The sequence below is a fragment of the Pseudomonas sp. B8(2017) genome (assembly GCF_002113575.1).
Classification (GTDB): Bacteria; Pseudomonadota; Gammaproteobacteria; order Pseudomonadales; family Pseudomonadaceae; genus Aquipseudomonas; species Aquipseudomonas putida_Z.
Map to the genome: position 1 here is coordinate 84,421 of NZ_NEIO01000016.1, position 26,724 is coordinate 111,144.

Sequence of the window (26,724 nt, forward strand, 5' to 3'; positions counted from 1 at the left end):
TCCGTGAGTGCGCACCGGGTGCGTAACCGCTGCAGTCACAGGTTCAACCGGTCATAGGCTTCCCTGGCCAGAGTGCTGATCAAGTCACGTTCGGCAACCTGATAATCACTCATGACCGTTCTGCCGCGTTGTACGTGGGTCCATTCATCGATGCGCTGCGCGGTCAGGTCCGCCTCGATCTGTTCCAGGCGCAGGTCGAAGCGCTGCCGCAGCGTATCGAAACGATCCGGGTAACGCTGGCGCACATGCACCTCCCAGAACGGGCGCTGGGCGAGCGAGACGATCAGGTCCTCTCGGTTTTCCATTTCCAGCACACTACTCTGAACACTGCGCAGCTCCTGCTCGGTGACTCTCGCGAATTCTTCGAAGTGCATCGTGTCCGGCACGATTGGCAGGTCCAGCGGCTGCCGCAGGCGCAGCCTGAAAAAAAGCCTCGTTTCGATATCGTCCACGATCGACGCATCCCCTCTGCGCAACTGCCTGATATGCGCGACGGCGAACCGGTCGACGGCATCCAGGCGAGCCAGTTGCCGCCCCAGACGAACCAGCCCTCCTTCCAGTTCCGCTGGTGGAACACGGCTGCTCACCCGCTCCGCCAGCAAGCTCAACTCCAGTTGCTCCAGAATCAACAGCATCTGGTCTTCGCAGGTGCGGGGGGACGAGGCCTCGGCAAACACCCGCAACCGCAGCTGTTCATGTTGCTCGCATGCCTGAAGGATGCGCCAGATGCGTTTACGGAAATAACCGGGATGTTCATGAAAATCGTCGCTGTCGAGGAAGTCCGCAAGGAACTGGAACAGCCCTTGCGCATCGGGCTCCTGATGTAACGACTCCCACAATGCGGCCCTGGGCGCTTTCAATACACCGTCTTTGCCGACCCAGGCATCGCGGACAGCCTGGTCAACAGCACGATGGCGGAACGAGCCACCACCCCTGCTGCCGGCGCGGTCAACACCGGCAGCCCGATCAAGCGCGGCCTCGCCCTGGGCATCGAGCGGGTTGTCATGCAGGCTGAACGACTGCAATCGCTCGCCCAAGCCGTTCAGTTCCTGGCGCAACTGGCGAATACGGTTTTCCCTCAAGTCCACATGCCCACGCAGGATCACGTCCGCGGGCGTCGTCTCCAGGCCTGCGTCGCGCAGCCGAACATCAGTAAGTTGGTGCAAGCCGGTCAGCACAGGCGCGCGCCCCAACGGGTTGTGGCTCAGGTCCAGCATCGCCAGCCGCCCCAGGCTGGCCAGGCGCCGTTCACTGGCGACATTCATCACGATACGGTTGCCGGAAAGGTTCAAACGCAGCAGACGCGACAGTCGCTCGAGCCCGACAGGCACTTGCTCGAGGCGATTGCCAGCGAGGTCCAACTCGATCAGGTTACCGAAACGTGACAGGAAGTCTGCACCGACTTCGCTCAGGTTCATGTTGCGCAGCACCAGCCTGCTGACGTGTCCGAAATCCAGCCCAGCGGGCAACACCGGCAGGGAGCCAAGCCGCTCTCCGTCGATTGTCAGAACATATTCGCCGGCGTGATTGGTTATTTTCCGCCGCCAGCTTCGCCGTACCTGCCGGGCCACTCGGCGTCGCCTGGCATTCTCAAGTACGCCTGGAGCCTCGGCGCACCAGCCATGCAACGCCTCCCGCAACCGGGAAAGCTGCTGCTGGAGCTGGCTGAAGTGTTCCCATAACCCTGTCGAGTGTTGCATGAGCTCCGCAAGGTAAGCGTCCATCTGCCCATCGGTCAACGTCGGGAATACCTGGTGAATGCCGCTTCTGATTGCCTGCCGGCTGCTTTCGGCACGGCCACTGAGAGGGTACCCGATGCGCCCGTCGGCAAATCTGTGCACCGGGCGCAGCCCCTGCCCGACCGGCGCCAAGCCGATCAGCCGCGCGGCCCGTTCACGGTCGGCAGCGGCCAGGGTAGCCAGGGAATCACGCAGGCCCTGCTCCCCTTCGATACCGCCGAGCAACCCTTTCTGATCGTCCTCGAGCAGGCGCAGCAGCACTTGTGAAAGCTCCAGATTCTGGCTGGCAGCGTCAGCAAGATGGTATCCCTGCTCGCCTCTGACGATGCAACGCACGTCAGCAGCTTGCTCCGCGCCGAAAGCCATCAAGAGCCGGCCGTTTAGCTGCGCCTCACGCAGCTCCACGCGAACCGATTCCGGCCACGGGGCGGCTTCCGATACGAGCCCCAACGCCAAGGCCTCGCTGTCTGCATTGGCCGCGCGCAGCAGGCGCACGCCGGCGCAGGCCCGATCGAGACGACTGTCATGCAGTAGCCAGCGCGCACGTTCCGCCAGCGCCAGCGGTACTCGCCGACCTTGGGCCAAGTTATCGAGTTGCACACCAGAAGCCTGGCCAAGCAACTCGTCCAACGCATGCGCAGACAACGTGGGGAAGTCACGCACAAGCACGGCAGCTGCCTCGGCACTGGGCTTGGGTTGGCGCTCGGTGAAGACGCGATCAAGCGCTGCCCCCCGTAACAATGGCATCTGCTCATGCAATTGATGGAACTCGAAGGCGTCCAGCATACGGCTCGGAGCCGGAGCATTCTCCACACGCAGCCGGCGAAGCTGCTCCAGCTTCAGGCCGGTGATCTGCAACAGCTGGTGCGCCGTTTCATCAGGCACTTCTGCCAGGCTCGCCGCCAGGCGCCGCATCAGGCGAGCAGCGCCCTGCCAACGCTGAGGCTGCTCGAGCGCATGATGCCAACCACCGCCGTTGTCCTCCACCCACGGCGCAAATGCCTCGGCGCGGTCCGGGTGACGAAGACGCGGTATCCCTTCCTGCGGATCGTCCCAGACCTGAAAGGCCGACTCTTCACTGCGCAGCAGACGGTAATCGGAAGCGTCGGCCAATTTCGCCTCGGCAGCATCCACGCCATATCCTTCGAGACTTGGCGAACACAGCCTTACCTTGCCCAGGCCATCAGATAACGGTACGAGGCCATCGACGAAGGCGACCCGCTTCAAGCCCTGGATCACTGCCGCGCCGCCCTTGGCAAGGAGCAGGCCGGCGGCGACGTTTTCCGCCACACCAAAAAGGTGGTCCAGCGCGCCCTCGCGGTCCCCGATGCGCCAGTCCTGGTAGCCCTCATAGACTTCAGAAGCCACTTGCACCGCAGCCACCGCCAGCAATGCCTCCCCAAGCACCGGCACGAACAGGCCCGCCAGGTTGAGCAGGTCCAACCCCAGCGATGCATAGGCGTTGAACCGCTCGTTGCGCGCCTGCTGGTCTTCATCGCCCGTGGGCACGGCAAGCAGGCGGGCATCGTCGTAGATCTTGCCGATCTGCAAGCGTCGCAGGTGTACGTACAACGGTTCACTGACAGCCAGGTGGCGACCATCGAGTTCGATAGCCGAACCCGCCCTCTTCACCAGGCGCTCGGTCAACAGGGTAAAGAAACGGCCTCTGTCCCGCTCACTGACAAACCGAGCGAAGAATGCACGGTAGCCCGGGCTCTGCAAACGAACGGCCAGTGCGGCGTAAAGGGCTTGCCAGGTTGCAAACCGAGCGACAGGGGTGATCGGATCGCCGGGAATCCAGGCAATGACCCCCTCGATACCATCGCCGCCTGCCTGTGCCACCTCAAGGGCCACTACACCGCGGATGCATTTCCCCAGCAGATAGAGCTGCCGCGCCGTGGTCACCTGGGGCAATGCCGGCACCACCGGGGTTTCAGCCAACAATGGCAACAGTTGCAGATAGCTGCGTTCGTCCAGCGCGCCCTTGAACAAAGCCATGTACACAGCGACCTGAAAATGCGCGCGCTGATTGTCTTCGAACAGTTTGTGTACCTCGCGCTCGGCCTGACCTGGCGCGGCGCCTTGTGGATCACTCGGCTTCAGGTAGGTATCGAGCTTGGCCTGATATCTTCCACCCACATCCAGTTGCCGGCACAGCTTCGCGAACGCCTCGAAGTTCAATGGCAGCCTGCTGCCATTCCCGTCCAGGAAATAGGCTTTTCGCAGGGAGTCAGCCTTTGTCTCGTTGACGTGATAGTTGTGCAGCGCGGCGGTCAACAAATTGCGTGTAGACCAACTGACAGGGTATGCCTTGCGTATCCCCGGCTGCACGGATGGCTGGAACTTCGATTCCTGCTGGAACACCTGCCAACGCCACGCCTGCTCATTGCTGACCCCGGCTTGCTGCAGGCCAGCGGTAAGCAGTTGCCGGGCAAACGCTTCCAGCGATGGAATCTTGTGTAGCACCTCGCCCAGGTTACGGGTGGTCTGTTCCTGTTTGCGCAAGGCCTTCAGGAAAGTGCTCCGTCGGTCGGCTGGGGCATGCGTGAGCCAATCGGGCAACTGGCGGGCAATCAGCGTATCGATCGAGTCAGGGGGGAATTCAACGGATGTCATGTGGTGTCTCCAGCGGCAATGGGCGGCCACCTCAACACCTGCGCACCGGGTATGGGCACTAGATAATGCTCATGGTTCGAACCTTGATTTCCCGGCTGGCCGTCAACGCCCCTGGCGGCACCACAGGCAGCTCAGCGCAGCACTATCTACCGCCAAGCCAGGTTCCCAGCGTGATGCTCTGGTGGCTTTTTCAGCCCTGGAGATCACCACGTGCCGCCCATCGAAAGTATCCCGTCCGACTCCATCGACCATCTGATCGCGCAGCAGCTTCCTGACTGGTTGACCCGCGCGGACACACAGCACCGTGAAGCCTTTCGCGAGGCCTTGAGCGAACAGCAGCAGGCAGCCGACAGCCTCAAGCATCTGCTTGCCTCGATACCGGATATTGAACAGTTCGCCGTCCCTCTGCTCGAAGGCGCCTTGCTTGCAGAAGGGCTTGGCGAGATCGACCCTCGGTCTGCATACGTGGTCATCAGCGAAGCGTTTCAGTTGCCCTCTGCTGCAGAAAAACTCTACCAACCCACCATCACCTACACCACACGACAGAGCCTGCTAGCCGCCGCGCTACACAACTTCGAAGCACACGAAACCCAGCCTTGGTGGCAGCGCAAGGCGTATCTGGTAGACGAAAAGGGCAGGCGCCTGGCGATGACGTTCGAGCGCTTTGCCAGCCTGTGCCGCACGTTGGACATCGGCGGACGATACCAAGCCCTTCTGAACCGCATCCTCAAACCCAGAGCAGGCCGAGGCCAACCAGCGGATCAGGCGCGAATCAAGGTGGAACAGCAGTTTCAGCTCGGTATTCGTTCGCGCATGCGAGCCGCGCTTCATGAAGGCAGGCTCAAGGGCCAACTGGATGAGCAGGATCTGCTGCGGTTGCTTCCCGTGCTTGCGACCCCTGCCCAGCCGGTGCATGGCAAAGGCAGCCTGATCCCGCGCCAACTGTATCTGCTGGGCAAGTGCATGGTCGGCATCATCGCGCTCGAATGGCGACCGCTGCCAGATTCCGCCCTCGATGAGATTATCGTCTGGATCCCTGATGACCCTGACCGAAGCCTGCGTTTCTACGACTCGTGGCGCGAGCTCTACGACGACCTTGCCAGGCGCCTCGAACACCGGTCGTTCCAGACCTTTCTGCGGCGTTTCGTCAAGGCGCAGGACAGGAGCGAGTTCGACCAGGCGCTCTCGCGGGCCCTGGCTGCATCGCCAAAGGAGCACACCCCGGAACTAGACGGGCGCAACCTTGCCGTGAGCGGTGATGTGTTCGCCCACGTGCAGGCGTTGCTGATCACCAGGATCTTCGACGATGCCGCCTACCTGGCCGTAGCGACCGATCAGGAAGACCGTCTAAGCAGGCACAAGCGCTTGCAGGCCATGCTCGGCGCAGGGCTGGACCTGCTGGGGCTGGTTGCATTCGTCGTACCCGTCGTAGGCGACCTGATGCTGGTGCTGAGCGCTGCGCAAATGTTGGACGAGGTCTACGAAGGCTATCAGGACTGGCAACTGGGTGATCGCCAAGGGGCTCTGGATCACCTGTTCACCGTGGCCCAGGGCCTGGTTTTAGCCGGCGCCAGCGCAGGCGCGATAAAGGCAATACGGCGTGTACCTTTTGTCGACGGGTTGGCCCCAAGGCCGCTACCTGAAGGCAAAATCAAACTGGCTCGCTCTCCTCACTACTTCCCATCCGAGGAAAACGCGTCGGTACTGCTGCAGGGGTTGCAAGGCAACCACCTGGGTGAACTTCAGGAGTCGAGCGCCAGCATGCTGCTGGATGTCACCGGTTTTTCCACGGAGCAATTACGCCAACTGTGCCAGGAACACGCCTCACCGCCAGCGCGGCTGCTCGACATCCACGAACGTATCGCATTGCATACCGACCACCCGGGGCTACGCGGCTTGGCCTTCGAAGAGCAATTGCTCGCCCGTCGCCAGGCCGTTTCCGATGAGCAGAAAACACTGATGAATGCCTTCAGGTACCTCTCACCGAGGGGGGCCCAGGAAGTCATCGAGCACAGCAGCTCCTCACAGCTGGAAAAACTTCAGGCAACCGGGCGTGTGCCGTTGGGCATGGCGGAACGTGCCCGCTGGTATGAGCGGGACAGCCGTATCGACCGGGCTTGCCTTGGCATGCGCCTGGCGGCGCTGGGTACAGCCGACAGCGAAAAACTGGCGATGGGGCTGATCGAGCGCCAAGCACCCTGGCCGGCCGCATTGCGTGTGGAACTGCGTGAGGGTCACCGGAAAGGTCGCCTGTTGTATGCAAGCCCAGATACGCAGAACAGCCAGGTGTCGATCATCGTGCGACAACCAGACGGCTACAGGCTGGCCAATGACGCGAATCACCTGGCCAGCGGTACCTTGCTCGAAACGGTACTGCGCACCTTTGACGAGCAGCAGAAAACCAAGCTTGGAAACCGCAATTTGCAGGCCAGGCAGCTCCGTCAGCAACTCCTTGTGGCCGCGGTGCAGGATCGGCAACGCACGGCGGAAATCCTTGGGCTACCCCGGATCGGTGCCAATCTGCGGCCGCCCAGGCGCTTTGCCGATGGAAGACTTGGATACCCACTCAGCGGTGGCGGCGAAAGCAGCAGGCAGGCCATTCGCCAAGGCATCCATCAGATCTTCCCGACACTGAGCGAACTGCAACTGGACGCCTACCTGAACGCCGTGCGTCAGCGAGGCGAAAACCTGTGGAGCCATTATCAGATGCTGCAACGCCAGCTTGGCGAACTACGCGAGACGCTACGGGCCTGGCAGGCCGACTGGCAGTCGCCGGTCGACGCCATCCGCCGCCGCCGTATCGTCGATGCCCTCCGCCGCAGCTGGCGGCGCAAGCTGGTGGATGGCAACGACCAGTACGAGTTGTTCATAGACGGTGAGTCCGTACCGACACTGCCAGCGTTGCCAGCAGGCATCGAATACGGGCATGTGCGCCGGCTGACATTGCGCGACATGCATCTGGAACACATCGATGCCCAATTCCTAAGGCGTTTTCCCAACATCGTCGATCTGGACCTCAGCGGCAACCGGCTGACCCAGGTGCCCGAGGGTATCGAAAGCCTTACCCAGCTCCGACGCGTGAACCTTGGCAACAACCGGATCACCCTGGACCAGACGGCAAGCAACCGCCTGGCCCAACTGCAGCGCCTCGATACGCTGATACTGAGCTACAACCCGCTCAATGGTTTGCCTGACCTGTCGGCGTTGCCGCATGTGCGTGACCTGCAGCTGCGCGCCACGGGCCAGGCAGACATCAGCCAGATTCACCAGTTGATAACGATGCGCGCCCATGTCGATCTGCGCGACAACAGGATCAGCGAGCTACAGCGGGAAATGCGCGGGCTGCGCCTGCGTCTGCAGCGTCTCAACCTGCACGACAACCCCTTGAGCGAAAGCAGTATCGAGTACCTCGACGAAGCGCGCGGCGTCACCGATGCCGGTGGCAGGGGCAGCGCCAGCTACACACATGGGGTGATCGACGAGGACACCCGCGCCAATTGGATAGCGTCCAGGAACGAGCTGCTCCGCGCTCAACGCGAGGCAGCCTGGGACCGCCTGATAGAGGAGCCTGGTTCGGCAGGCATGTTCCGGTTCCTGGCCGACTTCGCCCAAAGCGAGGACTTCCAGGACAATCCTCGCCATTATCGTCGGCGCGCCTGGCATATCCTGGAAGCCTGCGAAAACAACGAAGCGCTGCGTGAACAGTTGTTTCGCGAGGCCGATGGACCACGCAGCTGCGATGACCGCCTGCTGCTGATGCTCAACCAGATGGAAGTCGGCGTCATGGCTTATCAGGGCGTCGAAGGCGTACCTGCTGCAATGAGAGAAACAAGCTTGCTGCACCTGGGGGAGCAGTTGCATCGCCTCGACCTGCTGGATGCCATTGCCAATCGCCATGTCCAGCGCTTGCGCCAGGCAGGGCGCAGGACGGATGAAATCGAAGTCCGCCTGTTCTATCGCTTGCGCCTTGCAGACGCCCTCGACCTGCCAGTACCGCCCGATGAAATGCATTTCGCTTCGTACGCGCATGTGACGTCCGCAGACCTGAACGATGCGCAACTGGAAGTGCTGGGCACCTACGAATCGTTACCCATGCTGGATGCGCTCGCCGCCCGCCCCTATTGGCAAACCTACCTGCGTGAAGCCTATGCGGAGCGTTTCGAGGCGATGGCCGGGCCTTACCACGATCGGATGGAAGCGCTCGAAGCGCAGGCCACGGCGGGCCAGGAAGGCGACTACGAAGAACGCGCCAGATCACTGATGCACGAACTGGCGGCAGAAGAATCAACCTTGATTCGCCGTTTGACGGCCGAGGCGTGGGCACGTGCCAGGTTGGCTGACGTGGACCGCCCGCTTCAGCGCTGATCCTCGAACGCTGCCCGGTCAGGCTGCCTGGACCGTGGCCTGACCGGGTTGGTAGCGGCAGCGTGTGACGAGATATGCGTTCGGATTTCCGAATGACCGAAAACAATTCGTTCGGAAATGCGCACGAAACTCACCGTCATACAATGGTCAAAAAAGATTGATTCCCAGCAAATTCGCGGCGTTATCATCGAACACAGGGCTTGGCACGACTCATGCTCTACACTTGGTAGCCGAATGCAATCGTTTATTTCTGTATTCGTTGAACGAAGAGTCCGCCAACGGCTCCATAAAAAAAACAAACACGTCGAGGAAAATTTGATGCGCATCGTTCGTCAATTGCTGGGCGCCGCCATCGCGGCCGCTGTGATCGCTTCGCCGGCCATGGCCGAAGAACTGACCGGCACCCTGAAGAAGATCAAGGATTCGGGCACCATCACCCTGGGCCACCGCGACTCCTCCATCCCGTTTTCCTACCTGGCCGGCAAGCCCGAGCCCGTGGGCTACTCGCATGACATCCAGATGGCTGTCGTCGACGCCCTGAAGAAGCAGCTGGGCACGGACATCAAGGTCCGCTACAACCTCGTCACCTCCCAGACCCGCATCCCGCTGGTGCAGAACGGCACCGTGGACCTCGAGTGCGGCTCCACCACCAACAACGTCGAGCGCCAGCAGCAGGTCGGCTTCTCGGTCGGCATCTTCGAAGTCGGTACCCGCCTGCTGACCAAGGTCAAGGACGGTCAGCCGGCATACAAGGACTTCCCGGACCTGGCCGGCAAGAACGTGGTGACCACCGCCGGTACCACCTCCGAGCGCATCCTCAAGGCGATGAACGCCGACAAGCAGATGAAGATGAACGTGATTTCCGCCAAGGACCACGGTGAAGCCTTCAATATGCTCGAAAGCGGCCGCGCCGTGGCCTTCATGATGGACGACGCCCTGCTCGCCGGCGAAATGGCCAAGGCTCGCAAGCCGTCGGACTGGGTCATCACCGGTACCCCGCAGTCGTACGAAATCTACGGCTGCATGGTGCGCAAGGATGACGCGGCCTTCAAGAAAGCGGTCGATGACGCCATCGTCGGCTACTTCAAGTCGGGCGAAGTCAACAAGAGCTACGACAAGTGGTTCCAGCAGCCAATCCCGCCAAAGGGCCTGAACCTGCAGTTCCCGATGAGCGACGAGCTTAAGAAACTGATCGCCGAGCCGACCGACAAGGCTGCGGACGAGAAGAAGTCCTGACTCTCAGATAGTGGCCTGGTGCTCAACAGCACCAATCAATACTGCAGGCCACTCATTAGTGTCTAACCTTTCATCCGAGGGCGCCAAGCGCTCTCGGATGCTCGAAGGTGCCCGTGAAACAATCGTCTGAGGGGAAATCCCGATGAATTACAACTGGGACTGGGGCGTGTTCTTCAAGTCCACCGGCGTGGGCAGCGAAACCTATCTGGACTGGTATGTCACCGGCCTGGGCTGGACCATCGCCATCGCCATCTCCGCCTGGATCATCGCCTTGCTGCTGGGCTCGGTCCTCGGTGTCATGCGTACCGTGCCGAACCGTGTGGTAGCAGGTATCGCCACCGCCTACGTGGAGCTGTTCCGCAACGTACCGCTGCTGGTGCAGCTGTTCATCTGGTACTTCCTGGTGCCGGACCTGCTGCCAGAAGGCCTGCAGGAATGGTTCAAGCAGGACCTCAACCCGACCACCTCGGCGCTGATCAGCGTGGTCATCTGCCTGGGCCTGTTCACCGCCGCCCGCGTGTGCGAACAGGTGCGTACCGGCATCCAGGCGCTGCCCCGTGGCCAGGAAGCCGCCGCCCGCGCCATGGGCTTCAGCCTGTCGCAGATCTACACCAACGTGCTGCTGCCGCAAGCCTACCGGATCATCATTCCGCCGCTCACCTCGGAATTCCTGAACGTGTTCAAGAACTCGTCGGTGGCGTCGCTGATCGGCCTGATGGAACTGCTGGCACAAACCAAGCAGACCGCCGAATTCTCGGCCAACCTGTTCGAGGCCTTCACCCTGGCCACGCTGATCTACTTCACCCTGAACATGGGCCTGATGCTGCTGATGCGCATGGTCGAGAAGAAAGTCTCGGTGCCCGGCCTGATTTCCGTAGGGGGCAAATAAATGGACATGGATTTCAGCGAAATCATCCCGGCCCTGCCTGCCCTGTGGGAAGGCATGGTCATGACCCTGCAGCTGATGGTCATGGGCGTGGTCGGCGGCATTGTGCTGGGGACCATCCTGGCCCTGATGCGCCTGTCGTCGAGCAAGCTGCTGTCGAACGTGGCCGGCGCCTACGTCAACTACTTCCGCTCGATCCCGCTGCTGCTGGTAATTACCTGGTTCTACCTGGCGGTACCGTTCGTGCTGCGCTGGATCACCGGCGAGGACACCCCGGTGGGTGCCTTCACCTCCTGCGTGGTGGCATTCATGATGTTCGAGGCCGCGTACTTCTGCGAAATCGTCCGCGCCGGCGTGCAGTCGATCTCCAAGGGCCAGATGGGCGCCGCCCAGGCGCTGGGCATGACCTACGGCCAGACCATGCGCCTGATCATCCTGCCCCAGGCCTTCCGCAAGATGACCCCGCTGCTGCTGCAGCAGAGCATCATCCTGTTCCAGGACACCTCGCTGGTATACACCGTGGGCCTGGTGGACTTCCTCAACTCGGCACGCTCCAACGGCGACATCATCGGGCGCTCCCATGAGTTCCTGATCTTCGCCGGTGTCGTGTACTTCCTCATCAGCTTCTCCGCTTCGTGGCTGGTCAAGCGCCTGCAAAAAAGGATCACCGTATGATTTCCATCAAGAACGTCAACAAGTGGTACGGGGACTTCCAGGTACTGACCGACTGCAGCACCGAGGTCAAGAAGGGTGAAGTGGTGGTGGTATGCGGCCCGTCGGGCTCGGGCAAGTCCACCCTGATCAAGTGCGTCAACGCCCTGGAGCCGTTCCAGAAAGGTGACATCGTGGTCGACGGCACCTCGATCGCCGACCCCAAGACCAACCTGCCCAAGCTGCGTTCGCGCGTCGGCATGGTGTTCCAGCACTTCGAGCTGTTCCCGCACCTGTCCATCACCGAGAACCTGACCATTGCCCAGCGCAAGGTGCTTGGCCGCAGCGAAGCGGAAGCGACCAAGAAGGGCCTGGCCCTGCTCGACCGCGTCGGCCTCGGTGCCCACGCCAAGAAGCACCCCGGCCAGCTGTCCGGCGGCCAGCAGCAGCGCGTGGCCATCGCCCGTGCCCTGTCGATGGACCCGATCGTCATGCTGTTCGACGAACCGACCTCGGCGCTGGACCCGGAAATGGTCAACGAAGTACTGGACGTGATGGTCGAACTGGCCCACGAAGGCATGACCATGATGTGCGTGACCCACGAAATGGGCTTCGCCCGCAAGGTGGCCAACCGCGTGATCTTCATGGACAAGGGCAACATCATCGAGGATTGCCAGAAGGAAGACTTCTTCGGCAACCCGAGCGCCCGCCACGAGCGTACCCAGCACTTCCTCAGCAAGATCCTGCAACACTGATTTTGCTTCACTGAAGCGGTCGGCGCCGCTGCCCTTTCGGGCAGCAGGCGCTGGTCGTGACAAGGCCACTGTGATGAAATGCGATCCTTCGCTTCTTCTCCCTGCCAAGCCTGCCGTGAAATCCCGCCTGCTCCGCCAATTGCTGTTGCCGCCACTGATCATCCTGCTGATGGTCGGCCTGGGAATGGCTGGCTACCTGATCAGCGAGAGCAACGGTATCCGCACCCTCAGCGAAAACGGCGAGCGCCAGCTGGAGCTGCACGCGCGCACGGTCGAGAGCGAAATCAGCAAGTACACCTACCTGCCGAGCCTGCTGGAGCTGGAAGACAGCGTCTCGCACCTGCTCACCGACCCTGATGGCGGCTCGCGGCAGATCGTCAACGAATACCTCGAAGGCCTGAACCGGCGCAGCCGCAGCCGGGCCATCTTCGTCCTCGACACCAATGGCCGGGTCCAGGCCACCAGTAACTGGCGCGATGCCGACTCGTTCCTCGGCGAAGACCTTTCATTCCGTGCCTACTTCCAGACCGCCGTGCGCGGCGAGCCCGGGCGTTTCTACGGTATCGGCAGCACCACCGGCGAGGCCGGCTATTACCTGGCCCACGGCCTGGAGGAACACGGCAAGATCATTGGCGTGGCGGTGATCAAAGTGCGCCTGGACACCCTCGAGGAGCGCTGGCAGCGTGCCCGCCTGGAAGCTTTCGTCAGCGACGAGAACGGCATCATCATCCTCTCCAGCGACCCAGCCCGGCGCCTGAAATCTGTACGCCCGCTGACCCCGCAGATCAAGGAGCGCCTGGCCCGTAGCCTGCAATACTACTGGTGGCCGCTGAACGAGCTGCAGCCCCTGGCCCGGGAAACCCTGGCCGATGGTGTGGAAAAGCTGACCTTCCCGGCCAACAGCGAAACCGCACAGGGCAAGGCCCGCGAAATGGCCTACCTGGCCCAGACCCGGCGCCTGGTCGACACGCCCTGGCATTTCACCCTGCTGACCCCACTGCAGGACCTGCGCCGCGAATCCATGGTACAGGGCATCCTGGTAGGCGTGGCCTTCGCCTTGCTGGCGATCCTCGGCATCGCCTGGAACGAACGGCGCAAGGTCATCGCCACCCGCCTGGCAGCCCGCGAGGCCCTGCAGGAAGCCAACAGCCAGCTGGAACGACGGATTACCGAACGCACGGCCGACCTGCGCGCCAGCAATGAACGCCTCAAGGGCCAGATTCGCGAGCGCCGGCATGCCGAGCAGACCCTGCGCCACGCCCAGGATGAGCTGGTACAGGCCGGCAAGCTGGCCGCCATCGGGCAGATGTCCACCAGCATTGCCCACGAACTGAACCAGCCGCTGGCCGCGCTGCGCACGTTGTCCGGCAACACCGTGCGCTTCCTCGAGCGCGGGGCACTGGAAACCGCCAGCACCAACCTGCGCACCATGAACGACCTGATCGACCGCATGGGCCGCATCACCGCCAGCCTGCGCTCGTTCGCCCGACGCAGTGACGACAGCGGCCAGGCCTCGCTGGCCAAGGCGGTGGACGCTACCCTGCAGGTGCTGGCCAACCGCATCAGCGCCTGCCACCTGCAGCTGCACCATCAGTTCGAGGACCAGCAGCTGGCCATCGACCAGACCCGCCTGGAGCAAATCCTGGTCAACCTGATCGGCAACGCCCTGGATGCCATGGCCGCCCAGCCGCTGCCGCAACTGTGGCTGGAAGGCGAGCTGCAGGGCGACAAGTACCGTTTGCAGGTGCGCGACAATGGCCACGGCATCGACGCCGAGGCGCGCAAGCACCTGTTCGAACCTTTCTTCACCACCAAACCGGGCGAACACGGCCTGGGCCTGGGCCTGACCCTGTCGGCGAGCCTTGCCGCCGCCGCCAAGGGCAGCCTCAACGTCGAGCACCCCGCCAGCGGCGGCACGGCCTTCGTCCTGGCCCTGCCCCTGGTCTCACCCCCTAGCGAATCGGCAGAGCACCCATGAACCAAGCGCCTCTTACCGTCCTGATCGTCGAAGACGACCCGCATGTGCTGCTCGGCTGCCAACAGGCGCTGGCCCTGGAAGACATCGCCTGCGAAGGCGTGGGCAGTGCCGAGCAGGCGCTGGAACGCATCGGCGACGACTTCGCCGGCATCGTCGTCAGCGATATCCGCTTGCCGGGCATCGATGGCCTGGAGCTGCTCAACCGCCTCAAGGCCCGCGACCGCAGCCTGCCGGTGGTACTGATCACCGGCCACGGCGATATCGACATGGCGGTCGGCGCCATGCGCAATGGCGCCTACGACTTCATGGAAAAACCCTTCTCCCCGGAGCGCCTGGTCGACGTGGTGCGCCGCGCCCTTGAGCAGCGCGGGCTGTCGCGCGAAGTGGTGGCCCTGCGCCGCCAGTTGGCCGAACAAAGCAGCCTGGAGGGGCGCATCATTGGCCGCTCGCCGGCCATGGAGCACCTGCGCGAACTGATCGCCAACGTCGCCGATACCTCGGCCAACGTGCTGATCGAAGGCGAAACCGGTACTGGCAAGGAACTGGTCGCCCGCTGCCTGCACGACTTCAGCCGCCGCCAGGGCCAGCCGTTCGTGGCACTGAACTGTGGCGGCCTGCCGGAAAACCTGTTCGAAAGCGAGATTTTCGGCCACGAGGCCAACGCCTTCACCGGTGCCGGCAAACGCCGCATCGGCAAGATCGAACACGCCAACGGCGGCACGCTGTTCCTCGACGAGGTGGAGAGCATGCCGATCAACCTGCAGATCAAGCTGTTGCGCGTGCTGCAGGAGCGCACCCTGGAGCGGCTGGGCTCGAACCAGAGCATTCCGGTGGACTGCCGGGTGATCGCGGCCACCAAGTCCGACCTGGATGCCATGGGCCAGAGCGGCCAGTTCCGCAGCGACCTGTATTACCGGCTGAACGTGGTGACCCTGGAGCTGCCGCCGCTGCGCGAGCGCCGCGAAGATATCCTGCAGCTGTTCGAACACTTCCTGCAGCAGTCGGCCCTGCGCTTTGACCGCGAAACGCCTGCGCTGGACAGCCAGACCTTGTCGCGCCTGATGGCCCACGACTGGCCGGGCAACGTGCGTGAACTGCGCAACGTCGCCGAACGCTATGCCCTCGGCCTGCCAGCGTTCAAGAAAGGCCCCAGCGGTGGTGCCAGCCAAGGCTTGGGCTTTGCCGAGGCGGTGGAAGCGTTCGAGCGCAACCTGCTCGGCGATGCCCTGCAACGCACTGGCGGCAACCTGAGCCAGGCCAGCCAGGAGCTGGGCATGGCCAAGACCACGCTGTTCGACAAAGTGAAGAAATACGGCCTCGGCTGACCTCAACCCCAACCTGGAAAGACAACGTGGACCTGGTATTCAAAGCTGCCCTGGGCGCTGGCGTGGTGGTGCTGCTGGCGGTGCTGTCGAAGACACGCAATTACTACATCGCCGGGCTGGTGCCGCTGTTCCCCACCTTCGCCCTGATTGCCCACTACATCGTCGGCAAAGGGCGCAGCATTGCCGACCTGAAGACCACCATTCTGTTCGGCATGTGGTCGATCATTCCGTACTTCGTGTATCTGGCGACCTTGTATGTACTGGTCGACCGCATGCGCCTGGAGGCATCGCTGGCGTTGGCCACGGTGGCCTGGCTGATGGCGGCGACCGTGCTGGTGACCTTGTGGGTGCGGATGCACTGAGTTGCATCGGCGTAGACTTCTTCGCGGGCACGCCCGCTCCCACAGGTATTGCACATGATTGAAAGCGGGTGCATTCCCTGTGGGAGCGGGCGTGCCCGCGAAGAGGCCAACGCCGATTCACAGCCCTGCGATATGCGTGACATCCTGCCGATGTGCCTGCAGGTAGGGCAACACCGCCCCCAGCAACGGCGCCTTGAACGGCTCCTGGAAGCGGTGCGCCAACCCCGGTATCAAGCGCAACTGGCTGCCCTGGATATGCGCCGCCAGGTGCACGCCATGCATCACCGGCAGCAACGGGTCGGCCGTGCCATGCACCACCAGGGTCGGCACCCGCAACTGGTTCAGCAACTCGACCCTGCTCGGCTCGGCCAGTATCGCCATGATCTGGCGCTTGGCCCCGTCCGGGTTGAACGCCCGGTCATAGGCCACCGCCGCCTGCTGCAGCAAGGCCGCACGGTCGTCACGCACCTCGGGGCTACCCAGCGCCGCCAGCAGGTCGGCCTGCTGTTCGATGGCCACTTCGCGGTTCGGCGCGCTGCGCCGGGCCAGCAACTGCACCAGCGCCGGATCCGGCGCCGGCAACCCCGCCGCCCCTGAACTGGACATGACCAGCGTCAGGCTGCGCACGCGCTCGGGCGCCATGGCGGCCAGGTGCTGAGCAATCATGCCGCCCATGCTCACCCCCAGCACATGAAACTGGCGCACGCCCAACGCATCCATCAGGCGCAGGCCATCGTCCGCCATGTCGGTCAGCGTATAGGGCGCAGCCACCGGCAGGCCCAGCTTGTAGCGCAGCAGTTCGACCGTCAGGTTGGCCGACGGTGGCAGCTGGCTCCAGCGTGACAGGCCGACATCGCGGTTGTCATAGCGAATCACCCGAAAGCCCTGGCGGCACAATGCTTCAACCACGTCGTCCGGCCAGTGGATCAGCTGCCCGCCAAGGCCCATCACCAGCAGCAAGGCCGGGTCGCGTGGCGCACCGACGCTCTGGTAGACAAGGCTGACCGCGCCCAGCTCGGCACGCTGCACCGGCACGTGGGCGTCACAACGCTGTTCAGCGAAACTTGCAGGTACGCCGAATACAAAGAAAAGAAAAAGCCAAAAAGCCCGCATGAAAGAAACACCAGAATGCAGATCCCCAGTAGAGCGCGAGTCTGATGAATTCTGTTCGGGCGCGCTGCCACAGTTCAGTGACAGTTTGATGACTCCCGCCAGGCGGTGCGGCGGTACGCCCAGTCGACAGGCGCGGCAACATGAGGGAAACTCAACTCATTCCCTGTTTCCTCAAGTCCACACACCGGAGTCAGCTGTGCTGGAGATCCGTCACCTGAAAACCCTTCATGCCCTGCGCGAGGCCGACAGCCTGGTGGAGGCCGCCGAGCGCCTGCACCTGACCCAGTCGGCGCTGTCGCACCAGTTCAAGGAGCTGGAAGAGCGCCTGGGCCTGCCGCTGTTCGTGCGCAAGACCAAGCCGATCCGCTTCACCAGCGCCGGGTTGCGCCTGCTGCAACTGGCCGATGCCACCCTGCCGCTGCTGCGCGGCGCCGAACGTGACATCGCGCGCCTGGCCGGTGGCACCGCCGGGCGCCTGCACATGGCCATCGAATGCCACAGCTGCTTCCAGTGGCTGATGCCGACCATCGACCAGTTCCGTGACGCCTGGCCGGAGGTGGAGCTGGACCTGGCCTCCGGCTTTGCCTTCGCCCCACTGCCGGCCCTGGCCCGCGGTGACCTCGACCTGGTGGTGACTTCCGACCCGCTGGACCTGGCGGGCATCACCTACGTGCCGCTGTTCACCTACGAGGCGATGCTGGCGGTGGCCAACCAGCATCCGTTGGCCAGCAAGCCCTACATCGTGCCGCAGGACCTGCTTGACCAGACCCTGATCACCTACCCGGTGGAGCGCGACCGCCTGGACATCTTCACCCGCTTCCTGGAGCCGGCCGACATCGAGCCCGCCGCCGTGCGCACCTCGGAGCTGACGGTGATGATGATGCAACTGGTGGCCAGCGGCCGTGGCGTGTGCGGCATGCCGCACTGGGCGCTGCACGAGTACAGTTCGCGCGGGTATGTGAAGGGCAAGCGCCTGGGTGAAAAAGGCCTGTTCGCCACGCTTTATGCCGCCGTGCGCACCGACATGCTCGATGCGCCATACATGCGCGACTTCCTGCTGACGGCGAAGGACACCTCGTTCGCCACCCTCGATGGCGTCAGCGCGGTGCGCTGACGGCCTGGCGGTATAGCGGCAGGATCAGGTCGCGGGTCAGGGGTGCCAGCTGCATGGCGGGTGCCTGGTCTGCGGCCAGCCACACCACCTCCTCGATCTCCGCGGCCGGCAGCACGGCTGCGGCGCTGTCGACACGGAACAGTTCGGCTTGTACCTCGAACCCCGGCTCGTTGGCGGCCGGGGCGCTGAACTGGCCCAGGTGCACGGCCTGGGCCGGGTCGATGTGCAGGCCCAGTTCCTCATGCAGCTCGCGCACCAGCGCCTGCACCGGGGTTTCGCCAGCATCGATCTTGCCGCCGGGCTGCATGAAGGCCTGGGTGCCGCGTTTGCGTACCAGCAGGGTGCGGCCTTGGGGGTCGATCAGCAGGGCGGCGGCGATGCGGATGGTGTTGGGCATGGGTGGGCTCACCTGAAACAATGGCCGGGGAGGATCCCATGGGGTTCCTGGCCTGACAAGGCCAGTGTTTCCTGTGCCGGCCTCTTCGCGGGTGAACCCGCTCCCACAAGTGCACCACAAGGCCAGAGAGCGGCGCAGTACCTGTGGGAGCGGGTTTACCCGCGAAGAGGCCGGCACAGGTCATAGCAGATCTGGCAGACGAACGGCCCCTTGCCAACCCGCCCCACACCCTCCATAACCAACACATGAACCTGCCCGCCAAACACCACCCGGTGCTCGAGCTGTTCCACCCCGCCGTGCGCACCTGGTTCCGTCGCCACTTCGCCACGGTGACCGATGCCCAGGCCCAGGCCTGGCCGTTGATCCATGCGGGCCAGTCGATGCTGCTGGCCGCGCCGACCGGTTCGGGCAAGACCCTCAGCGCGTTCCTGGCCGTGCTCGACGAACTGTTCCGCCAAGGCCTGGAGCACCAGGGCGAGCTACCAGCGCAAACCCAGGTGGTCTACGTTTCGCCACTCAAGGCGCTGTCCAACGATATCCGCCTGAACCTGCAAGCCCCGCTCGAAGGCATCAGCCAGGCCCTCGCCGACCAGGGCCTGAACGCCCCGCGCATCACCACCGCCGTGCGCAGCGGCGACACCCCGCAGAAGGAGCGTGCCGCCATGCGCAAGCTGGCGCCGCACATCCTGGTGACCACCCCCGAATCGCTCTATGTGCTGATGGGCTCGGCTTCTGGCCGTAAAGGCCTGGCCAGCGTGCACACGGTGATCGTCGACGAAATCCATGCCCTGGCAGGCAACAAGCGCGGCGCCCACCTGGCACTGACCCTGGAGCGCCTGCAGGCCCTGTGCAACCGGCCGTTGCGGCGCATCGGCCTGTCGGCCACGCAACGCCCGGTCGAGCGGGTGGCGCAATTTCTGGTCGGCAACGGCCGCCCCTGCGCAATCGTCGATGTCGGCCATGCTCGGCAGCGCGACCTGGCCATCGAGGTGCCGCCAGTGCCGCTGGGTGCAGTGATGGCCACCGATGTCTGGGGCCTGATCTATGACCGCCTGGCCACCCTGGCGCGCGAACACCGCACCACCCTGGTGTTCGTCAACACCCGACGCCTGGCCGAGCGCATCACCCGCCACCTCAGCGACCGCCTGGGCAAGGAGGCGGTTGCCGCGCACCACGGCAGCCTGGCCAAGGAGCTACGCCTGGATGCCGAACAACGCCTGAAGAACGGCCAACTGCAGGTGCTGGTGGCCACTGCATCGCTGGAGCTGGGCATCGATATCGGCGACATCGACCTGGTCTGCCAGATCGCTTCGCCAGGTTCGATCGCGGCCTTGCTGCAGCGGGTCGGTCGCGCCGGACACCAGGTCGATGGCGTGCCCAAGGGGCGCTTGTTCCCGACCTCGCGCGATGACCTGATCGAATGCGTGGCCCTGCTCGACTGCATACGCCGGGGCGAGCTGGATGAACTGCACATTCCCCGGGCGCCGCTGGACGTGCTGGCCCAGCAGATCGTCGCCGAAGCCAGCAACCAGCCCTGGCACGAACAGGCCCTGTTCGACTGCCTGCGCCAGGCCACACCCTACGCCGACCTCGACCAGCAACATTACCAGGCCCTGCTGCGCATGCTCGCCGAGGGCTACAACGGCCGCCAGGGCGTGCGCAGTGCCTACCTGCACCGCGATGCGGTGAGCGGCACCCTGCGTGGCCGCCGCGGCAGCCAGCTGACCGCCCTGACCAGCGGCGGCACCATCCCCGACAACGCCGACTACGCCGTGCTGCTCGAACCCCAGGCGCTGAACATCGGCAGCGTCAACGAAGACTTTGCGGTGGAAAGCATCGCCGGCGATATCTTCCAGCTGGGCAATGCTTCCTATCGCATCCTGCGCGTCGAACCGGGCCGGGTGCGGGTGGAGGATGCCCATGGCCTGCCACCGACCATTCCATTCTGGCTGGGCGAGGCGCCAGGGCGCAGCGACGAGCTGTCTGCCGCGGTGGCCCGGCTGCAGGCGCAGATCGACCAACAGCTGGCTGACAACAACCAGGCCGAGGTGCTGGCATGGTTGCAGGCCACCTTCGAACTGGACGAAGCCGCCGCTGGGCAGCTGCTCGACTACCTGGCCCGCACCCGCGAAGTGCTCGGCGCCCTGCCCTCGCAGGACACGCTGGTGATGGAGCGCTTCTTCGATGAGTCCGGCGGTACTCAGCTGATCATCCATTCGCCCTACGGCAGCCGCATCAACCGCGCCTGGGGCCTGGCCCTGCGCAAGCGCTTCTGCCGCACCTTCAACTTCGAGTTGCAGGCGGCGGCCAGCGAGGACGCCATCGTGCTGTCGCTGTCCTCCAGCCACAGTTTCGAACTGGACGACGTGTGGCGTTACCTGAACAGCCGCAGCGCCGAGCCGATCCTTGTCCAGGCGCTGCTCGATGCGCCGCTGTTTGGCGTGCGCTGGCGCTGGAACGCCAGCGTGACCATGGCCCTGCCGCGCTTTGTCGGCGGTCGCAAGGTGGCACCACAGATCCAGCGGATGAAGAGTGAAGACCTGATTGCCGCCGTATTCCCCGATCAGATCGCCTGCCTGGAGAACATCGTCGGCGAGCGGCAGATTCCCGATCATCCGCTGGTCGAGCAAACCCTCGACGACTGCCTGCACGAGGCGATGGACAGCGAAGGCTGGCTGGCGCTTTTGCGGCGTATGGAAAGCGGCACGGTGCGCCTGCTGTGCCGCGACCTGCCCGCCCCTTCGCCGCTGGCGGCGGCCATCCTCAATGCACGGCCCTATGCCTTCCTGGATGACGCCCCGTTGGAAGAACGGCGCACTCAGGCGGTGCTCAACCGGCGCTGGAGCGAAGTGCAGAGCGGCGACGACCTGGGCGCGCTGGACGCCGATGCCATTGCCGCCGTCGCAGCCGAGGCCTGGCCGCAACCGGGCAATGCCGACGAAATGCATGAAGCGTTGATGGGCCTGGGGGCCATCAGCCAGGGCGAAGTGCAAGGCAATGCCAGCTGGGAGCTGCTGCTCAGGCAGTTGGCCAAGGCCGGCCGGGCCTTGCGCCTGGTGGATGAAAAGCTGTGGTTAGCGCGTGAGCGGTTGAGCCTGCTGCAAGTGCTGTATCCCGGCTCCCGGGTGGAACCTGCGTTGCAGGCACTGCCAGGCTTCGATCAGGCCATCGAGCCAGACATTGCGCTGGTCGAGCTGCTGCGAGCCCGCCTTAGCGGCCATGGCCCGCTGACCCGTGCGCAGATTGCGGCAGCACTTGGCAAACCGCTGCCGGCCATCGAACAGGCCCTGGCCCGCCTGGAGGCCGAAGGCTATGTGCTGCGTGGGCATTTCAGCCCCGGCGCAAGCGAATTGCAGTGGTGCGAGCGCCATTTGCTGGCGCGCATCCACCGCTACACGGTCAAACGCCTGCGTCGGGAGATCGAGCCGGTCAGCCTGCAGGACTTCGTGCGCTTTCTGTTCGACTGGCAGCACCTGGCTGACGACACGCGCCTGCGCGGCCCGCAAGCCGTGGCCGAGGTACTTGGCCAGTTGCAAGGGTTCCCGAGTGCAGCCGGAGCCTGGGAGGCCGAACTGCTGCCGGCACGTATCAAGGACTACAGCCCGCACTGGCTCGACGATGCCTGCCGTAGCGGGCAGTTCGCCTGGAGCCGGCTGGCGGCGACCGTGTCGAGCAACACCTTGTCGAGCACACCGCTGGTGCTGTTGCCGCGCGAGCATCTTGGGTTGTGGCGCAGTCTTGCTCCCGTGCCAGCCTTGGATAGCCTCGGCGCACGGGCGCAACGCGTCCACGAGGTGCTGAACGCACATGGCGCGCTGTTCTTCGACGAGCTGAAACACGATGCCCACCTGCTGCCCAGCGAACTGGAAACGGCCTTGCAAGAGCTGGTAGGCGCAGGCCTGGTAGGGGCCGACAGCTTCACCGGCCTGCGCAGCCTGATCACCCCGGCGGCGAAACGCACATCACGCAACAGCCGACGCGGCCACCCGCCGCTGTCCAGCAGCATGTCCCATGCCGGGCGCTGGGCCTTGCTGCGCAGGGGCGCTGTAGACGACAGCCAGCGCCTGGAGCACATCGCCCGGGCCCTGCTTCGGCGCTATGGCGTGGTGTGCTGGCGCCTGCTGGAGCGCGAAAGCGATGTGCTGCCGCCCTGGCGCGAACTGCTGCGCTGCTATCACAGGCTGGAAGCGCGTGGCGAGATTCGTGGCGGGCGTTTCATTGCCGGGCTGGCCGGCGAACAGTTCGCCCTGCCGGAGGCGGTGGGGCTGCTGCGGCAGGTGCGCAAGCGTGAATTGGACGGGGCACTGGTGGTGGTAAGCGCCAGTGACCCGCTGAACCTGGTCGGGTCGCTGCTGCCGGGGGCGAAAGTGCCGGCGGTGAGTGGCAACCGCCTGTTGTATCGCGACGGGGTGCCGGTGGCGGTGCGGGTGGCCGGGCACTATTCGTACCTGGTCGAAGCGCCGGCACAAGAGCAGGAAAGCTGGCGGCAGAAGCTGCTGCGCGACACTATCTGAATGCTTTTTTGCGGTACTGGCCCTATCGCCGGCAAGCCAGCTCCCACCTCGACCGCATCGGCCGTGAGCGATGCGCTATCCCTGTGGGAGCCGGCTTGCCGGCGATAGGGCCAGTACAGCCAGCACAAGGCTTGGCGAGAATGATTTTCGCTACCCCGATTTTAATTTGCACAGCCGTGCAACTTGGCTATGGTCGGGGTTTGCCCCAGGCCCTGAGCCTGACCGCGCCATCGCAAGGACCCTGTATGAGCCTGTCACTTCTCAGCCGCTATGCCTTCTTCGCCGCCTGTGTGCTGTTCACCCTGGCGAGCCTGCCCTTCACCTACCACGAATGGTTGTGGCCGTTCACCCTGAGCACCGCCATCCTCAGCCTGATCGGCCTGTTCGACCTGTTGCAGCAACGCCACGCAGTACGCCGCAACTACCCGATCCTGGGCAACATCCGCTATCTGGTCGAGGCCATTCGCCCGGAAATCCGCCAGTACCTGCTGGAGGCAGACAGCGACGCCCTACCGTTCTCCCGCGCCCAGCGCTCGCTGGTGTATGCACGGGCGAAGAACGAAGCCTCGGACAAACCCTTCGGCACCCTGATCGACGTGTACGAGTCCGGCTTCGAATTCATCGGCCACTCCATGCGCCCGGCGCCATTGGCCGACCCGGCCAGCTTCCGGGTCATCGTCGGCGGGCCGCAGTGCAGCCAGCCATACTCGGCATCGATCTTCAACATATCGGCGATGAGCTTTGGCTCGCTCAGCGCCAACGCCATCCGCGCCCTCAACCAGGGCGCCAAGCTGGGCAATTTCCACCATGACACCGGCGAAGGCAGCATCAGCCCCTATCACCGCGAGCACGGTGGCGACCTGGTCTGGGAACTGGGCAGCGGCTATTTCGGGTGCCGCACGGCGGACGGGCGCTTCGACCCCGAGCGCTTCGCCACCCAGGCGCGCAGCCCACAGGTGCGGATGATCGAGATCAAGATGAGCCAGGGCGCCAAGCCCGGCCATGGCGGCATCCTGCCCAAGCACAAGGTGACCCGGGAAATTGCCGAAACCCGTGGCGTGCTGATGGGCGAAGACTGCATATCGCCGTCGCGCCACAGCGCCTTCTCCACCCCCATCGAGATGATGCAGTTCATCGCCCAGCTGCGTGAGCTGTCTGGCGGCAAACCGGTAGGTTTCAAGTTCTGCCTGGGCCACCCGTGGGAGTTCATGGGCATCGCCAAGGCCATGCTGGAAACCGGCATCCTGCCCGACTTCATCGTCGTCGACGGCAAGGAAGGCGGCACCGGCGCGGCGCCGGTGGAGTTCACCGACCACATTGGCGTACCGCTGCGCGAAGGGCTGCTGTTCGTGCACAACACCCTGGTCGGCCTGAACCTGCGCGACAAGATCAAGCTGGGCGCCAGCGGCAAGATCGTCAGCGCGTTCGACATTGCCAGCGTGCTGGCCATTGGTGCCGACTGGGCCAACTCGGCGCGCGGCTTCATGTTCGCCATCGGCTGCATCCAGTCGCAGAGCTGCCACACCAACAAGTGCCCGACCGGTGTGGCCACGCAAGACTCACTGCGCCAACGGGCGCTGGTGGTGCCGGACAAAGCCCAACGGGTGTTGAACTTCCATCACAATACCTTGCGTGCCCTGGCCGAAATGCTTGCGGCAGCGGGCCTGGAGCACCCGGCGCAGCTGGAGGCCAAGCACCTGGTACGGCGCATCTCGGCCACCGAGATCAAGCTGTTCTCGCAGATGCATGTGTTCCTGAAGCCGGGTGAGCTGCTGACTGGCGAGGTGAACGGGCAGTTCTATTCGCGCATGTGGCAGTTGGCGCGGGCGGACAGCTTCGAACCGAACAGCGAAGTGGCAGCCTGATAGAACCCTGGGGCTGCTACGCAGCCCATCGCGACACAAGGCCGCTCCTACAGGCGACCGCGACCCATGCAGCTGGCGCGGTCGCCTGTAGGAGCGGCCTTGTGTCGCGAAAGGGCCGCAAAGCGGCCCCGGCCATTTCAGATCAGGAAGCAGTACTGGCCACACCCTGCGCGTCTTTCGGCGCCAGGCGGAACGCGTAGTACAGCACCGTCAGCAGCACCAGGAACGCCGGGCCGATATACAGCGCCACGCGGGTGTCCTCGAAGTACGCCATCAGGCCGACCACCAGCACCAGGAAGGCCAGTGCCAGGTACGAGCTCAGCGGCCACAACCACATACGGTACTTCAGTGCCTTGCGCTCGGCAGTGGTGAGGCCGGCACGGAACTTCAGCTGCGCCAGCAGGATCATCACCCAGGTCCAGATCGCGCCGAAGGTGGCGATCGAAGTCACCCAGACGAAGACCTTTTCCGGCACCAGGTAGTTGGCCAACACGCCCAGCAGCAGCGCGCCGATCGACAGCAGCAGCGCGTTGCGCGGCACGCCGTTCTTCGACGTACGGGCGAAGGCCGCCGGGGCCTGGCCGTTCTGCGCCAGGCTGTAGAGCATGCGCCCGGTGCTGAAGATGCCGCCGTTGCACGACGACAGCGCTGCAGTGATGACCACGAAGTTGATGATGCCGGCGGCGGTCTTGATGCCCAGGCGCTCGAAGGTCATGACGAACGGGCTGCCCTGGCTGCCGATTTCGTTCCACGGGTAGATCGACAGGATCACGAACAGCGCACCGACATAGAACAACAGGATGCGCCAGAACACCGAGCCGATGGCCTGTGGGATGGTCTTTTGCGGGTTGCGTGCTTCACCGGCGGTCAGGCCGATCATTTCCACGCCCAGGTAGGCGAACATCACCATCTGCAGCGACATCAGCACGCCGGTCACGCCATTGGGCATGAAGCCGCCGTTGCTCCACAGGTTGGAGATACCCACTGCCACGCCGTCATTGCCGAAGCCGAAGGCAATGATGCCGATGCCGCCAAGGACCATGGCAATGATGGTGACAATCTTGATCAGGGCGAACCAGAACTCGAACTCACCAAACGCCTTGACGGCCACCAGGTTGACCGCCCCCATGCTGCCCAGCGCCGCCAGGGCCCAGATCCAGCGTGGTACGTCGGGGAACCAGATGCCCATGTAGATGGCCACCGCGGTGATTTCGGCAACGCAGGTCACCAGCCACAGGAACCAGTAGTTCCAGCCGGTAAGGAAACCCGCCAGCGGGCCGAGGTAGTCCTGGGCATAACGGCTGAACGAGCCGGCGACAGGGTTGTGCACGGCCATTTCGCCAAGGGCGCGCATGATCACCAGAATGGCCAGGCCGCCGATGATGTAGGACAGCATGATGGCGGGGCCGGCCATTTCGATGGCCTTGGCCGAACCGAGGAAAAGACCGACACCGATACAGGCGCCCAGCGCCATCAGGCGGATGTGCCGTTCGCCCAGTTCACGCTTGAGCGGGCCGCCTTCGGTGGCCTGGCCGTGGGCAGGGTGGTTGCCGACTGGCATAGCAATACAACCTCATTTTGTTATTGGATTTGACCTTCGTGCAGCTCCGGCCAGGCCGATAGGCGTGGCGTTGGCTTGCCGAGCTGGCCTTGTGGGCCGGCCCGTGTGCCGGAATAGAGCGCCCGGCAAGGCGAAGGGGGCGAGCAGTATAGGAAGACCGTTGTAGGGGTTTTCACTGTAAATATGCAGAAATTTGGCGAGAACTCGGGCTCTGTGGGAGCTGGCTTGCCTGCGATCGGGCGCAAAG

The 26,724-nt window shown here is 63.9% G+C and carries 15 protein-coding genes; 11 read left to right on the top strand and 4 right to left on the bottom strand.

The window, feature by feature from the left end; all coding sequences use genetic code 11:
- Nucleotides 1–35 precede the first annotated feature (35 nt).
- Nucleotides 36–4,355, bottom strand: coding sequence for an NEL-type E3 ubiquitin ligase domain-containing protein (locus CAG22_RS20460; protein ID WP_085706046.1), 4,320 nt, complete (start codon nucleotides 4,353–4,355; stop codon nucleotides 36–38).
- 210 nt (nucleotides 4,356–4,565) lie between these two features.
- Here CAG22_RS20460 and CAG22_RS20465 point away from each other — a divergent pair, with 210 nt between their 5' ends.
- From CAG22_RS20465 to CAG22_RS20500, 8 genes are all read left to right on the top strand, one after another.
- A complete protein-coding gene (locus CAG22_RS20465) occupies nucleotides 4,566–8,720 on the top strand; it encodes an NEL-type E3 ubiquitin ligase domain-containing protein (RefSeq protein ID WP_085692274.1) in 4,155 nt (1,384 codons plus the stop codon).
- A gap of 318 nt (nucleotides 8,721–9,038) precedes the next feature.
- Entirely contained in the window at nucleotides 9,039–9,956 is a 918-nt protein-coding gene (locus CAG22_RS20470) for a glutamate/aspartate ABC transporter substrate-binding protein (protein ID WP_013973968.1), read from the top strand.
- 142 nt (nucleotides 9,957–10,098) lie between these two features.
- On the top strand, nucleotides 10,099–10,845 hold the full coding sequence (locus CAG22_RS20475; RefSeq protein WP_025340399.1) for an amino acid ABC transporter permease: 747 nt from the start codon (nucleotides 10,099–10,101) through the stop codon (nucleotides 10,843–10,845).
- Nucleotides 10,846–11,517 (top strand): amino acid ABC transporter permease, encoded by a 672-nt coding sequence (locus CAG22_RS20480; RefSeq protein ID WP_075046155.1) that lies wholly within the window; start codon nucleotides 10,846–10,848, stop codon nucleotides 11,515–11,517. It abuts the gene before it with no gap.
- Nucleotides 11,514–12,248: an amino acid ABC transporter ATP-binding protein gene (locus CAG22_RS20485; protein WP_003258023.1), complete on the top strand. Its 735-nt coding sequence runs from the start codon at nucleotides 11,514–11,516 to the stop codon at nucleotides 12,246–12,248. Before CAG22_RS20480 ends, CAG22_RS20485 begins: the two co-directional genes overlap by 4 nt.
- A 73-nt stretch (nucleotides 12,249–12,321) precedes the next feature.
- Nucleotides 12,322–14,226, top strand: a complete 1,905-nt coding sequence (locus CAG22_RS20490; protein ID WP_085706047.1) for an ATP-binding protein — start codon at nucleotides 12,322–12,324, stop codon at nucleotides 14,224–14,226.
- Nucleotides 14,223–15,551, top strand: a complete 1,329-nt coding sequence (locus tag CAG22_RS20495) for a sigma-54 dependent transcriptional regulator (protein ID WP_046614764.1) — start codon at nucleotides 14,223–14,225, stop codon at nucleotides 15,549–15,551. Before CAG22_RS20490 ends, CAG22_RS20495 begins: the two co-directional genes overlap by 4 nt.
- 26 nt (nucleotides 15,552–15,577) lie before the next feature.
- On the top strand, nucleotides 15,578–15,913 hold the full coding sequence (locus CAG22_RS20500) for a GlpM family protein (protein ID WP_013973973.1): 336 nt from the start codon (nucleotides 15,578–15,580) through the stop codon (nucleotides 15,911–15,913).
- Nucleotides 15,914–16,030: 117 nt separating this feature from the next.
- Here the strand turns inward: CAG22_RS20500 and CAG22_RS20505 are convergent, their stop codons facing one another.
- A complete protein-coding gene (locus CAG22_RS20505) occupies nucleotides 16,031–17,026 on the bottom strand; it encodes an alpha/beta fold hydrolase (RefSeq protein WP_075046157.1) in 996 nt (331 codons plus the stop codon).
- A 196-nt stretch (nucleotides 17,027–17,222) separates the two neighbouring features.
- Between CAG22_RS20505 and metR the strand changes: the two genes are divergently transcribed.
- The gene (gene metR, locus CAG22_RS20510; protein ID WP_003258025.1) at nucleotides 17,223–18,140 is read left to right on the top strand and encodes a transcriptional regulator MetR; all 918 of its coding nucleotides are present in this window, start codon (nucleotides 17,223–17,225) and stop codon (nucleotides 18,138–18,140) included.
- Here metR and CAG22_RS20515 read toward each other — a convergent pair.
- Entirely contained in the window at nucleotides 18,124–18,537 is a 414-nt protein-coding gene (locus tag CAG22_RS20515) for an NUDIX domain-containing protein (protein WP_003258026.1), read from the bottom strand. The genes metR and CAG22_RS20515 overlap by 17 nt on opposite strands.
- A gap of 245 nt (nucleotides 18,538–18,782) precedes the next feature.
- Between CAG22_RS20515 and CAG22_RS20520 the strand changes: the two genes are divergently transcribed.
- Complete coding sequence (locus CAG22_RS20520; protein WP_085706048.1) at nucleotides 18,783–23,051, top strand: DEAD/DEAH box helicase; 4,269 nt, start codon at nucleotides 18,783–18,785, stop codon at nucleotides 23,049–23,051.
- Between the two features lie 245 nt (nucleotides 23,052–23,296).
- Complete coding sequence (locus tag CAG22_RS20525; protein WP_085590249.1) at nucleotides 23,297–24,916, top strand: FMN-binding glutamate synthase family protein; 1,620 nt, start codon at nucleotides 23,297–23,299, stop codon at nucleotides 24,914–24,916.
- Between the two features lie 142 nt (nucleotides 24,917–25,058).
- On the opposite strand, the gene CAG22_RS20530 is transcribed toward CAG22_RS20525, so the two are convergent.
- A complete protein-coding gene (locus CAG22_RS20530) occupies nucleotides 25,059–26,477 on the bottom strand; it encodes an amino acid permease (RefSeq protein ID WP_075046161.1) in 1,419 nt (472 codons plus the stop codon).
- Nucleotides 26,478–26,724 lie beyond the last annotated feature (247 nt).